10 protein-coding genes are annotated in these 13,157 nt (G+C 61.5%); 4 read left to right on the top strand and 6 right to left on the bottom strand.

The features are described 5' to 3' along the window. Nucleotides 1-159: 159 nt before the first annotated feature. Nucleotides 160-2,358: an EAL domain-containing protein gene (locus NY78_RS07085; RefSeq protein WP_082139915.1), complete on the bottom strand. Its 2,199-nt coding sequence runs from the start codon at nucleotides 2,356-2,358 to the stop codon at nucleotides 160-162. Nucleotides 2,359-2,511: 153 nt separating this feature from the next. Beyond that, nucleotides 2,512-3,123, bottom strand: a complete 612-nt coding sequence (gene wrbA / locus NY78_RS07080) for an NAD(P)H:quinone oxidoreductase (protein WP_043633630.1) — start codon at nucleotides 3,121-3,123, stop codon at nucleotides 2,512-2,514. A gap of 201 nt (nucleotides 3,124-3,324) precedes the next feature. Here wrbA and NY78_RS07075 point away from each other — a divergent pair, with 201 nt between their 5' ends. From NY78_RS07075 to NY78_RS24575, 4 genes are all read left to right on the top strand, one after another. After that, nucleotides 3,325-5,874: a peptidase domain-containing ABC transporter gene (locus NY78_RS07075; protein ID WP_082139914.1), complete on the top strand. Its 2,550-nt coding sequence runs from the start codon at nucleotides 3,325-3,327 to the stop codon at nucleotides 5,872-5,874. A 257-nt stretch (nucleotides 5,875-6,131) separates the two neighbouring features. Beyond that, entirely contained in the window at nucleotides 6,132-7,463 is a 1,332-nt protein-coding gene (trmFO, locus tag NY78_RS07070; protein WP_043633628.1) for a methylenetetrahydrofolate--tRNA-(uracil(54)-C(5))-methyltransferase (FADH(2)-oxidizing) TrmFO, read from the top strand. A gap of 473 nt (nucleotides 7,464-7,936) precedes the next feature. Beyond that, nucleotides 7,937-9,046 carry a hypothetical protein gene (locus NY78_RS24580; protein ID WP_156180883.1) on the top strand — a complete coding sequence of 370 codons (1,110 nt, stop codon included), beginning with the start codon at nucleotides 7,937-7,939 and terminating at the stop codon, nucleotides 9,044-9,046. Nucleotides 9,047-9,067: 21 nt separating this feature from the next. Then, entirely contained in the window at nucleotides 9,068-9,622 is a 555-nt protein-coding gene (locus NY78_RS24575) for a hypothetical protein (RefSeq protein WP_156180882.1), read from the top strand. Between the two features lie 36 nt (nucleotides 9,623-9,658). On the opposite strand, the gene murB is transcribed toward NY78_RS24575, so the two are convergent. The 4 genes from murB to NY78_RS07050 form a co-directional block, all read right to left on the bottom strand. Further along, entirely contained in the window at nucleotides 9,659-10,525 is an 867-nt protein-coding gene (gene murB, locus NY78_RS07065) for a UDP-N-acetylmuramate dehydrogenase (RefSeq protein WP_043633625.1), read from the bottom strand. 173 nt (nucleotides 10,526-10,698) lie between these two features. After that, nucleotides 10,699-11,307, bottom strand: a complete 609-nt coding sequence (locus NY78_RS07060; protein ID WP_043633623.1) for a cyclic nucleotide-binding domain-containing protein — start codon at nucleotides 11,305-11,307, stop codon at nucleotides 10,699-10,701. Between the two features lie 109 nt (nucleotides 11,308-11,416). Continuing rightward, on the bottom strand, nucleotides 11,417-11,719 hold the full coding sequence (locus tag NY78_RS07055) for a hypothetical protein (RefSeq protein WP_043633620.1): 303 nt from the start codon (nucleotides 11,717-11,719) through the stop codon (nucleotides 11,417-11,419). A 26-nt stretch (nucleotides 11,720-11,745) separates the two neighbouring features. After that, nucleotides 11,746-13,113 (bottom strand): HlyD family type I secretion periplasmic adaptor subunit, encoded by a 1,368-nt coding sequence (locus NY78_RS07050; RefSeq protein ID WP_043633617.1) that lies wholly within the window; start codon nucleotides 13,111-13,113, stop codon nucleotides 11,746-11,748. Nucleotides 13,114-13,157 lie beyond the last annotated feature (44 nt).

The raw sequence follows: 13,157 nt of genomic DNA, 5'->3' as shown, positions 1-13,157 counted from the left end.
GGCTCCTTGACCGGACAGGGCGCGTGGGTGTGCGGCGTGCAGGCGATTGCGGCCGGCGCGGATGGTGGCTGTCTGACCGGACAGGGCGTGGCTTTGGAGGCCGATTTCCGGCCTGAGGGGGGAGGGCGTCGGGGATGCCCGGCAAAGATCCGGGCGCGATCAGTCGCAGGCCGGGCCGGTCTGGTCCGGGGAGTCGGGGGCGAAATGCCGCTCCAGGAACTCCAGGACGGCGGTCTCGGCCAGGGGCCGGGCGTAGAGAAATCCCTGGCCCAGGTCGCAGCCCAGGGCGGCCAGATCGTCGAGCTGGGCCGTGGTTTCGATGCCCTCGGCCACCACGTCGTAGCCCAGGTTGTGGGCCAGACTGACCACCGAACGCACAATGACCCGGTTGCCCTGCTCCTCCATGCCCGAGACAAAACTGCGGTCCACCTTGAGCGTGTCGATGGGGAAACTCTGGAGATAGGCCAGGGAGGAATAGCCGGTGCCGAAGTCGTCGATGCCGATGCCGACGCCAAGTTCCCGCAGCCCCCGCAGCTTGAGCATGGCCGACTCGGGATGCTCCATGAGCACGCTTTCCGTAATTTCGAGTTTGAGGTCGCCGGCGGCCATGCGCTCCCGGCGAAGGGTCGTGACCACCTGTTTGACCAGATCCGGCTGGGTGAACTGCCGGGCCGACAGGTTGACGGCCATGAAAAAAGGCCGGTCGCCGACGACGGCGGCGCGCCAGCGGGCCAGCGCCCGGCAGGCTTCTTCAAGGACCAGCCCGCCCAGGGGAATGATCAGGCCGCTTTGCTCGGCTGCCGGGATAAATTCGGCCGGGGAAATCAGTTCCCCATCCGGCCGACGCCAGCGCACCAGCGCCTCGACGCCGCGCGGCGCACGGGTCGCCAGATCGAAGATCGGCTGGTAATGCAGCACAAATTCATCGCGCTCAAGCCCCAGGCGCAGGTTGGTTTCCAGGTCCATGACCCGCTCGGCCCGCTCGCGCATGGACCAGTCAAACACGCGCACCCGGCCGCAGCCGGCCGCCCGGGCGCTGCCCATGGCAATGGCCGCGTTTTGCAGCAGCTCCTCGGGCCGGTCGTAATCGGCCGGGCCAAGCACCACGCCCAGGCTGGCCGTGACGTAAATCTGGCGGCCCTCCACGGTAAACGGCAGGCGCAAACGCTCACGAATCGCCTTGACGATGCGCAGCGCGTCGGCCGGCGAGGCGATTTCTTCCAGAAGCACCACAAACTCGTCGCCGCCCACCCGGGCCACGGTGTCGAGCTGGCGCACTTCCCGGCGCAGCCGGTCGGCCACCCGGCGCAGCAGGTCGTCCCCGGCCAGATGCCCCAGGCTGTCGTTGACCAGCTTGAAGCGGTCGAGATCGAGAAAGAGCAGGGCGTAGATGTAGTTGGAGCGGCGTTTGGCCCGTTCGATGGCCCGGGTGATGCGGTCCAGGCACAAGGCCCGGTTGGGCAGGCCGGTCAGGGCGTCGTGGAAGGTGCGGTAGCGCAACCGCTCTTCGCCGCGTTTGCGTTCCGTGACGTCTTCCAGGGCCACGGCCACCTGGCCGGGCTGGGGGCAGTAGGCCTGGGCCAGGAAATACATATTGAGGTCGGACAGATAATTTTCAAACCGGGTCGGCCGGCCGGAAAGGGCGATGGCCTCCAGGGTGTCAATCCAGAACGATTCGATGCCGGGCAGGACCTCGCCCAGGGTGTGGCCGATGATGTCGGCGCAGGTGAGTCCCGTGGCGTGCTCAAAGGCCGGGTTGGCGTCGAGGATGCGGAAATCCCGGGCCGCCCCCGCGCCGGGCAATTGCTCCAGCAGCAGGAAGGCGTTTATCATCCCGCTGAACAGTTCGCGGTAGCGCTGTTCGCTTTGGCGCAAGGCCCGTTCGGTGTGGTGCTTGTAAAGGGCCACCTCCACCGCCGTGCGCAGCCAGTCCTCGTCCACGGGCTTTAACACATAGCCATAGGGGGCGGTGCGTTTGGCCCGTTGCAAGGTGACCTGATCGGTGTGGGAGGTGAGGTAGATGACCGGGATATCGCACTCGGTCTGGATGACGCAGGCGGCTTCGATGCCGTCCATGGCCCCGCCAAGGAAGATGTCCATGAGCACGAGGTCGGGAGCGAGTGTCCCGCACAACTCCACGGCCTCGGCGCCGCAGGCCGTGATTCCGGCCAGGGTGTAGCCCAGTCGCCGCAGGATGCCCTTGAGGTCAAGGGCCACCACCCGTTCGTCTTCTACGATGAGGATGCGCGGCGGCCGGCCGCCCAAGCCGTTTTCCACGGCAGTTTCGCCCTGGCAGGCGAGGTTGGGAAGCGTGGAACTCACGTCGTCTCCCGAAAGCCGTTGGGGTACTGCAGGCATTCCGATCAGTGACGCTTTTCCAGGCTGGTGTAAAGGGCCGGGCACGTTGGGAATGCAGGTTCGTTCTTTTTTTCACGACACGGCCCGGCTGCCGCAGCGCCAGTCCGGGCCGTCTGTCAGATCCAAACCGCACAGCTTTGCGGTGCGGCAGCCTCAGCTGCGCAGTTTCTGGGTGATCGTGGCGATATGTTTGCCCTGGAAACGGGCAGCGTCCAGCTCGTTTTCACTCGGCATCCGCGAACCGTCGCCGCTGGCAATGGTGGTTGCGCCGTAGGGGGAGCCGCCGGTAATTTCATCGACGCGCATCTGGCCGGCAAAGGCGTAGGGCAGGCCCACCACCACCATGCCATGGTGGAGCAGGGTCTGAATGGAGGACATGAGCGTGGTTTCCTGGCCGCCATGCTGGGTGGCCGTGGAGCAAAACACGCCGCCGGGCTTGCCGACGAGGCCGCCGCGATTCCATATCTGGCCGGTGGAATCGAGAAACTGGCGCATCTGGCCGCACATGTTGCCAAACCGGGTGGGCGTGCCGAAAATGATGGCTTCGGCCGACTCCAACTCTTCCAGGGTGCAGACCGGCACGTGGGACTGGGCCTTCTGGGCCTGCTTCGCCCCCATCTTCTCAATGACGTCCTCGGGCAGGGTCTCGGGGACGCGGCGCAGCGTCGCCACCATCCCGGGCACCTGATTGACGCCTTCAGCCACAGCCTGGGCCATGGCCGCGATATGGCCGTATAGCGAATAGTAGACGATCAGCACGTTCATAAGCCTGTGCCCCCGTGAGTAAGTTGATGATGCCCGATTCTCTACGCCCCCTGTCTGCAAAGGGCAAGCCGGCTGCCGCCCGACCTTGCCCAGGGCGCGGATTTGCCCTATTTTCGCCTCGGCCCGGCGCGGTCCGATTGCACCGTCTGCCGGCGCACTCGGACCGCAATCCAACCCCGCCGCCGACACGGCCGGTCGTCCATGCAAACAGCCCTTACCTGCCTCAAGGCCGTGGCCGACGCGTACGGACTTTCCTTCGATCCGGCCGCTGCGGCCGATCGCTACGGCCTGGGCGCGGCCGAACCGGACACCGAGACCCTGGTGGCCATGGCGGCCGATGCCGGCCTTTCGGCCCGTCTGGCCGAACTCGACGTCCCGGCCATGGCCGCCCTTGGCCGGTTTCCGCTGCTGGCCCGGCTTATAAACGGCAACAGCGTGGTGGTGCTCGGCCTTCGCAGCGACGCGGCCGGGACCGTCGTGCGGGTGGCCGATCCCCTGTCGCGCACGGCCGGCTCCTTTGAGGTGGACAGCGAGAGCTTTGCCAAAAGCCATGGCGGGGTTGTCCTGTTGGCCGAACCGAGGCTCACCCGCCCGGCCCTGCGCGCCCTGGCCCTGATCGGCCGCCATTACGGCCTGCCCCTGGCCCATGAATCGCTGGCCGAGGCCCATGGGTTTCACGACGCCGAACCGACCCCGGAAGAACTGCTGGCCGTGGCCCTGGCCGAGGGGCTTCGGGCCGAATTGCGCACGCTTTCCCCGGACGATATGGGCCAGCTTGGCGGCGCGTTTCCGGTCCTGGCCTTTTTGCGCGACGGCTCGGCCCTGGTCCTGGCCGGGTGCCAGCCCGGCCAGGACGGCCTGCTCGTGGACGTGGTGGACCCGGTCAAGCTGCCACCAAGCCGCGACGCCCTGCCCCTGGCCAGCCTGCTTGAGCGTTGGGATGGCCGGGCCATGCTCCTAAAGCGCGTCTACAGCCTGACCGATGAGCACCAGCCCTTTGGCCTGGGCTGGTTTGTGCCGGAAATCCTGCGCCACCGCCGGGAATTTACCGACGCCGCCGTGGCCGCGCTCATGCTCTATGTCCTGGCCCTGGCCATGCCCATCTATTTCCAGATCGTCATCGACAAGGTGCTCACCCACAAGGGGCTGGCCACCTTGCAGGTCTTAAGCTTCGGCATGCTGGCCGCCCTGGCCTTCGAGGCCGGGTTCACCTACCTGCGCGGCGTGCTCTTGCTCCATGCCGCCGCCCGCATCGACGTGCGCGTGGCCTCGCGCACCTTTTCCCGGCTCACCTCCCTGCCGCTGCGTTTTTTTGGCCACAGCCGGGTGGGCATCCTCATCCAGCACATGCAGCAGGCCGACAAGATTCGGGAATTTTTAAGCGGCAAGCTCTTTTTCACGCTCCTTGACGGCGCGGCCCTGCTCGTTTTCATCCCGGTGCTTTTCTTCTACAGCGTCCAGCTCACCTTCCTGGTCCTGGCCCTCAGTCTGGCCCTGGGCGTGCTCTTGGCCGTCATCATCCCCTTTTTCCGCACCCGGCTGGCCGCGCTTTACCGGGCCGAGGGCGAGCGCCAGTCCTATCTGGTCGAGACCATCCGGGGCATGGAGACGGTCAAGGCCCTGTCGCTGGAGCCGGTGCGCCGCCGGGGCTGGGAGGATGCCGCCGCCCGGGCCGTGGCCATGCGCTTTGGCGTGGGCAAGCTCGGCAACGCAGCCACGGCCGGGGTGGGGTTCCTGGAAAAGGTCATGATCCTGTGCATCCCCTGGATCGGCGTGTCCCTGGTCTTTGACGGCAGCCTGTCGGTCGGGGCGCTGATTGCCTTCCAGATGCTGGCCGGGCGCGTCACCCAACCGCTGGTCCAGTTCGTGTCGCTTTTGCAGGAATATCAGGAAAAAGCCCTGGCCGTGAAAATGCTGGCCGCCATCATGAACGAACCGCCCGAACGGGCCGGGTCCGGCGAGGGCGTGCGCCCCAGGCTCAGCGGCGAAGTGGTGCTCGACGGCCTGACCTTCCGCTATGGCGCCGCCGCCGATGGGGCCGCCGCCCTGTCCGGAGTCACGGCCCGGTTTGCCGCCGGGTCCATGATCGGCGTGGCCGGGCGCAGCGGTTCCGGCAAATCAACCCTGGCCCGGCTCATCCAGGGCCTGTACCCGCCAACCGACGGCAGCCTGCGCCTGGACGGCCACGATATGCGCGAACTGGACATTGCCCACGTGCGCCGGCAAATCGGCGTGGTGCTGCAAGAGAGCTTTCTTTTCACCGGCACGGTGCGGGACAATATCGCCATGGCCCGGCCCACGGCCAGCATTGACGAGGTGGTCTGGGCGGCACGTCTGGCCGGGGCCGAGGAGTTTATTCGCCGGCTGCCGCGCGGCTACGACACGCCGCTCGAAGAAAACGGCTCCAACCTGTCCGGCGGCCAGCGCCAACGCTTGGCCATTGCCCGGGCGCTTCTCACCAGCCCGCGCATCCTCATTTTGGACGAAGCCACCAGCGCCCTGGACGCCGAGTCCGAAGCCATTGTCCAGGACAATATGACCCGCATCGGCCAGGGCCGCACCACCATCATCATCAGCCACCGCCTGTCCATGCTGGCCGGGGCCGACGCCATCCTGGTGCTCGACGGCGGCAAGGCCGTGGATTTTGCGCCCCACGCCGAACTGTTGCGCCGCTGCTCCGTCTACCGCGACCTCTGGAACAGCCAGAACCGGCACCTGACGCCCAAGGCGTCTACGCCAAAAGTTATTTGAGGAAGAGAAAGATGCCTCCGGCGGCCGGGGGGATGATCCCCCCGGCCCCCTGCAAATGGGTAAAGGGAAAATGAAAATCTACAAGTGATTCTAGCTTCTTGTGTTCGCGGTCTAAGACCCTGATAAGACTGCGAGTTGAAATAGCCCCCCCTTTAAAAGTTTTTGGGAAGGAGGGGTGTGGGGGAGGAACCTTTTTTTCCAAAAAAAGGTTTCCTTCCCCACATTCTGCCTTTCTCCCCTCTCCACGGAGTACAATAATGTCCATAGCGATTATCGGCGGCGGGTTGGCGGGTTGTGAATGTGCCTTGGCCTTGGCTCGGGCGGGCGTTGCTTCGACGATATTTGAGTGCAAGCCGGCGTTGTATTCCCCGGCCCATGTCAGTCCGGGGCTGGCGGAGCTGGTGTGTTCCAATTCGTTGCGTTCCGATGAGCCGGTGACGGCGGTGGGACTTTTGAAGGTCGAGATGGCCGAACTGGGCAGCGCGGTCATAGCCGCAGCCCGGGAGACGGCTGTGCCGGCGGGCAAAGCTTTGGCCGTCAATCGCGAGCTTTTTAGCGCGGCCATGACCGCGCGCATCGAGGCTGAACCGCTGGTGACGCTTGTTCGCCGCGAGATCATGGGCCTGGCCGATCCGGCCCTGGCCGGGTTTGAGGCCGTGGTGGTGGCGGCCGGGCCGCTGGCGTCCGAGCGCATGGCGGCGAGTCTGCTTGAAACCATCGGCGGCGAGGGCCTGTATTTTTACGACGCCATCGCCCCCATTGTGGCCACCGATTCCGTGGACATGGACAAGGCGTTTTGGGCCTCGCGCTGGCAGGAAGGGGAGGGCGACTACCTCAACTGTCCGCTCACCAAAGATGAGTACATGGTATTTCTGACCGAGCTCTTGGCCGCGCGCAAGGTTCCCAGTCGGGAATTTGAAAAGGAACTCCATTTTGAGGGCTGTCTGCCCATCGAGGCCATGGCCGAGCGCGGCGAGCGCACCCTGACCTTCGGTCCCATGAAGCCGGTCGGCCTGACCGATCCGCGCACCGACCGCTGGCCGTATGCGGTGGTGCAGTTGCGTCCGGAGAATAAAGAGCGCAGCACGCTCAATCTGGTCGGTTTCCAGACCAAGCTGGCGTATGGCGAACAGGAGCGGGTGTTTCGGCTGATTCCGGCCCTGCACGCAGCGGAATTCACGCGTCTGGGCAGCATCCACCGCAACACGTTTGTCAACGCGCCCAAGGTGTTAAACGAGCGTTTGGAACTTGTGGCGCGTCCGGGCGTGTACCTGGCCGGCCAGATCACGGGTGTGGAAGGCTATGTGGAGTCGGCGGCCTGCGGCCTGTGGCTGGGCACGCAGCTTGGGGCGAAGATTGGGCGCGGCGTGGATATGTCCCCGCCGCCGCAAGTGACGTCGCTTGGGGCGCTCTTAAATCACCTGCGCACCCCGACGAAAAAGTTCCAGCCGAGCAACGTCAATTTCGGCCTGACGCCGCCCCTTGAAGAGCGGATGAAGAAGGCGAACCGGAAGATGGCCTACCCGGAGCGGGCGCGGGCGGCGTGGGGGGAGTGGTTTGTGGCTTGTAAATGTACGGATAGGTATTGAGGAGAGCTTATTTATGCAGTTTACAATGGGTGTATCACCTGGTATAATTGAAACTCTATGAGCTGGGATGACATCCGTGAACTCCTTGAAAAGGAAGTTAATTTTCAAGGAAGGGATGTGTGCGTTATCCCAATTTGGCCTCAGTATTCCGAGGCCATTTTTTCCCGGGTCAAACGCTATGAATATCGAAAGTTGCAGCCGCGACTTGAAATAACCGACTTTGTCGTTTACCAAACTGCCCCAACTTCTAAAATTGTCGGATATTTTTTCTCGAACGTCAGATACTGTGGAAGTCCGCAGGTAGTGTGGAATTTAACTGAGGGGCTACGAGGTATTGCAGCTGAATCTTATAGCAAATATTTCGCAATGAGTTCCTCCGCAGTTGCAATATTAATAGAAGAGTCCTGTCTGTTGCAAAGGAAGATCGATGTCAAACAATTTCATTGTGCTCCACCACAGTCGTATGTGTATATATGAATAGGTTAGATTTCGCTTTTTGGTTTGATAGTGCGGGGACTAAAGAGTGTCCGCTGAATCCAGTTGAATTACACGTTAACGTGTGGAAGTTGGCTGGTGACAAAGGGCAGTGTTCTTGTATTGATTTTGGAATACTTTATAATGACGTCCATGCACCTCAAGTACTCAACCTTTATGTCCCGGATGTCGGTTTTGCAAAAGAAGATTTTGTAGACCTATTTTCCTCGTTGTCTAAGCGAAATTGGAAAGTTTGTGAGGCCGTTTTTAATGAGCGCCTCGCTGTCAATGTAGAGCCACGTACTAAATTTGGATTTGTGACAAAAGCCAGTGGTAATTTTTACATATATAATATAGATGTTGAAAACAATGTTTCTGTTGTGAATAATGTATTTGGCGGTTCACGGATATCAATAAAAATCCCGTCGGCCCATGCAAACGGTAAGAAGGATGCTGATAAAATATATGTACGATTCAGACTGACGGGTAAAGCTGTGTGTACTTGTTTCCATCAAGATAAGCTTGCGAGTTCTAAATGGCAGAACTGGACATCGTCCATCGAGTTGTTTGATTTCAGAGTAAATCAGGTCAGGACACTGTCTCCCTCCCTAGTTGAAGAAATTCCGGAGGGCTGCCAAGTTGAAATCTCAACAGTCCAGTTTTTTTTAATGTGCAATTCGACTGAAGAACTTATCCTCTCCAAGAATGTACAAGAAAATGCGCGTATTTTGGAAAAAGATTTGTGGATTGATTATTGCCCGAATATTAAAGAGATGAGGGATGATAGCTTGGTCATAGCCTACCAGTGGAGGAAGGTGGCGAAAAATGAAGCTGGGTGGATGAATGATTTTTCTATGTTTGCAAAAATTAAAAGCGAACATTTAGATTGGGTGAAAATTTTACAAGTAACGATATTCACAATGGTTTTAGGGATTCTTGCGTCCTACTTTGCCTCTCTGCTCCCGTCATGTGTGAAGCAGGATACTCAGCGTTCTCAAGGGGCAGATTTACAGAGACTAGGGGTTTTGTCCGTGCCGAGCGTGAGTCAGAGCCATAGCGGAAAGAGTAGCGATGACAAATCGCTTGCGTCTACGCCAATTAATCCTTAGTTAAGGCAAAAGAGGCGTGATATGGAAAGGTTGCTGTTCGTTAGCGCGTTAACTTGCAATGGGAAACAGTTGCAAGATTTTTCTGTTTTAGTCGGGAATAATCTTTCTGGTATCGATCAAGATTATCCTGAAGCGTCTTGGTGGTTCCGTAGTAAGGTCGTGCCGGGGCTTTTTTCTGCTCAGAGAAGTTTTTTGATATTTATGTGTCGCCAGAAAGTTGCTGGAGTAACAATATTGAAACATAGCTTTGATGAATGCAAAATATGCACAGTAAAAATTAATAAAGACTTTTTGCGAAACGGATTTGGGAATGTACTTGTTCAGAATTCTCTGTCTCTGTTGGGTTTCTCTCCGGTGTCTATTTCTGTTTCAGAAAAGCAAGTTGATAGGTTTAGGCCTATTTTAAAGCGTTTTAATTTTGAATTAAAATACACTAAAAAATCTATGTACACAAAAAACACTAGTGAGTATTTTTTTGAGACTGCGGGCCCGAGTTCCGGGCAAAGTAAATATTTGTTGAGTAAAATTGTGGATTGTGATTTATTTTGCAAATATAAATCTTTAGCGAGCCATTAAACGGCAATTTTGTCTACAAATATAGATTGAAATAATCTAAACCACCACCTGCTCCAACACCAACTCCACGCCATAGCGCTCCCGCGCCGCCTGCCGCATTTCTTCAATGACGGCCAGAATATCACTCCCGGTCGCGCCGCCGGCGTTGACGATGATGCCGGCGTGGCGGGGGGAGATTTGCGCGCCGCCGATGGTAAATCCCTTTAATCCCGCTTCTTCCATGATCTGGCCGACCGGGGGCGCGCCTTCGGGGCGGCGAAAGACGCTGCCGGCGCTGGGGAGATTGTAGGGGAGCTTGCTGCGGCGCAGTTTACCGATGCGGCCCATTTCACGCAGAATTGCGGCCGGATCGGCCGGGGACAGGCGCAGGGTGACGCTCAAAATCACCGCGTCCGTGCCCTGGAAGGCCGTCATCCTGTAGGACGGGCGGCATTGCTGCCGCGAAAAGACCATACCCGCGCTCGGGCCGGGCCAAAAGACTTCCACCGACTCCACCACGTCGTAGAGCGACGCGCCGTAGGCCCCGGCGTTCATGTACGCCGCGCCGCCGAGGCTGCCGGGGATGTCCCACAAGTGTTCGAGGCCGGACAGCCCGGCTTTGGCGGCGATCCGGCAGACGTCGCGCAACCGTGTGCCGGCGGCGGCCTTGACAAGACCATCCGCAACGTCAACAGGGGTGGCAACGTGTCGGGTGCTCACAAAACGCACCGATGCATCGTAATGATTTCGGGAGAGTATGACGTTGCAGCCGTGGCCGAGCAGGACGGTTCGCTCTCCAACAGACTCCTGCAATACTGCAATCAATTCGTCTGCTGTTTTCGGAAAGGCCACGGCTTCGGCCCAGGCGACCACGCGGTAGGAATTGTGTTCGGTCAGCCAGGCCGGGGCAAAGACACCAGTCATATCAGTCTTTCCTCCCGCGCACCGACTCTCGCCCGACAACCTCAGTCCCGCCCGCCACAAGAGTGACGGAAGCCCGACCATCTCCCCCCCCCATTGAGGGGGTCCGGGGGGGATCATCCCCCCCGGCGGGTGCAGGGCAGCGCCCTGCCGGAGAGGCAGCGCCCTGATTTTCCTTATGCTTCCTCTCGCAGCTCTTTCCCGCACTGGCGGCGCAGGTCCTGGTTTTCGCGGGTCAGGGTCACGACGCGGCGTTCGAGGTCGCGCACCCGGGCGCGGACGCCGGTCAGGGCTGCGTCGGCCATGGCCAGATCGCGGCGCAGGGCGGCGGCGTCGAGGTTGGCCCGCGACAGGCGGTCGTGGACCACGTCGCTGATGACTTCCTCAAACAGCCGGCTGGCCTGCTTCCGTTCGCCCGGAGGCATACGGTCCAGGATGGAGAGGTCGATGGCAAAGCAGACGACAGGGGAATGGGCCACCACCGAGGCATTGCGCGGCCGGCCGCGCAGCGGACCCATCTCGCCGAAAATTTCGCCGTAGGTGGTCAGCAGGGCTACCTCGGCCTCCTGGGCCAGGACGCGGACCTGGCCGGAAATGAGGTAATAGACCCAGCAGTCGTGGTCGCCTTCCCGGATGATGGTTTCGCCGTTGCGGTATTCGCGGTAACGCAGGCCCTTGTCGGCGAAAAGCGCCGTGATCTGGGCGTCGGTCAGGCCGGCAAAGGCGGGCATGCGATGGAGCAGGCCAAGCACCCGCTCGGAGATGGTGATGTTGCGTTCTTCCATGCCGCCGTTGCCCCTCCCGGTCCCGTTGCTTCCTGTCGTCATTGCCTCATGCTTCAAACAAAGGCTGGTTATCTGTCAAGGCATACCGGCACACGGGAAGCGATACGTCTTAAAAATTGGGACTTGGGCTGGCCTCGCCCTCCGTTGGGGCAGCGCCTGACGGGGCCGTGGGCGCGGCAGCGGTCTGGCGGCGCACCACCCCCTGGGCTTGCAGCTTGTCCATGACCCCGGAGAGCAGGGTGAAGGCTTCGACAAAGCCTTCGGTGGTCATGACGATGCGCTGGCGGCGCTCTTTGGCCGGCTGGCCCTTGGCGTCCACGGCATCGGCGGACAGGCCGAAGAAATCGATGCGCACGGCTCCCTTGCCGTAGCCGATGCCCAAAATGCCGTCGGCAAACACTTCCTCGGTCATGGCAGTCTCCACAAAGCGCGGCGCGGCTAGGGTTCGCGCAGGCTTTCGTCAAAAGTTTTGAGCAGCGGATAGAGCAGGTAGGTGATGACCCGACGTTGGCCGACCTTGATTTCGGCGGAAAGCGTCATGCCGGGAAACAGGCGGAAATCGGGCGGCACGGCGGTCAGATGCACGTCGCCCAGGGCGGCGCGCACCCGGTAGAAAAGGCGCTGGCCCTCGGACGTGTTTTTCTCGAAGGCGTCGGGGCTGATCGTGGCCAGTCTGGCCTCGGCCACGCCGTGGCGCTGGTAGGGGAAGGCTTCGAACTTGACGCGCACCGTGTCCCCGGGCCGCACCAAGCCGATGTCCTGGGCGGCCACCTCGGCCTCGACCAGGATGTCCTCGCCGCTTGGCACGATGGTCAAAAGCGTCTCGCCCTGCTGGGCCACCGACCCGGCCGAGCGGGCGGCCACGTCCAGGACCGTGCCGGCCTCGGGGGCGCGCAAAACGACCAGTTCGCGCAGCCGTTCGGCCTTGCGTTCGCGTTCCTCGGCCCCGGACAACTCCCGGGCGGCGGCGGACAGGTCCTTGGCCGTTTCGGCCTTCCAGTTCTCGGTGAAATCGCGTTTTTCCGCTTCGGACCGGGCCAGGGTCTCGCGCAGCTCCAGGGCTTCGTTTTGCAGCTTCGTCAGCATCCCCTCGGCCTCGATGCGGCTGCTTTGGGCCTTCATGTATTCGACCTTGGAACTGGCTCCCTGGTTGTAGATGTCGCCGTACATGCGTTCCAGGTCCCGGGCCAGGGCGATCTGCTTCTTGTGCTTGGCGGCCTCGGCGGCGTTGGTGGCCAGCTTGGCGGACAGTTCCCGCAACTTCTGGGTCAGCGTCTCGATCTTGGCGGCAAACTCGCGGCGGCGGGCCTCGTAGACGTCGCGTTCCAGGGCCAGATCGGCCGGGGACAGCTCCGGGGGCGGCTGGCACTGGCTGGTCAGCTCGCAGTGCAGCCGCCAGACCTTGGCGGCCAGGGCGGCCCGGTCCTTGCCGCGCTCGGACAGCCCGGCCTCGGCAAAGGTGGGGTCCAGGGCAATGAGGGCGTCGCCCTTGGCCACGGTCTGGCCGGCCGAGACGAAGACCTCGCGCACGACGGCGGTTTCCATGGGAGCGACGGTCAGGTTTTTTTGGGTCGAGACGAGCCGGCCCGGGGCAATGACGATGCGGTCGACCTGGGCCAGACAGGCAAAGAGCAGGGCGGCAAGGACAAAGGCCAGGAGCAGATAGAGGGTGGCGCGGTAACGCACCGGCGTGGGCACGGCCAGGATTTCCAGGGCGTCGGGCTGGAAGGCGGCAAACCGGGCGGGCGGCGGCGTAAAGCCGGCCTTGGCCGGCGGCGTATGCCCTGGAGTCTTTTTCGGAACCACCGCACCCTGCCTCTTCCCCGTTCGCGCCAACCCCTTTTCCTATT

It is taken from the genome of Desulfovibrio sp. TomC (genome assembly GCF_000801335.2).
GTDB lineage: Bacteria > Desulfobacterota > Desulfovibrionia > Desulfovibrionales > Desulfovibrionaceae > Solidesulfovibrio.
The sequence above is the reverse complement of the archived record's forward strand: the minus strand, read 5'-3'. Positions and strand labels throughout refer to the sequence as shown.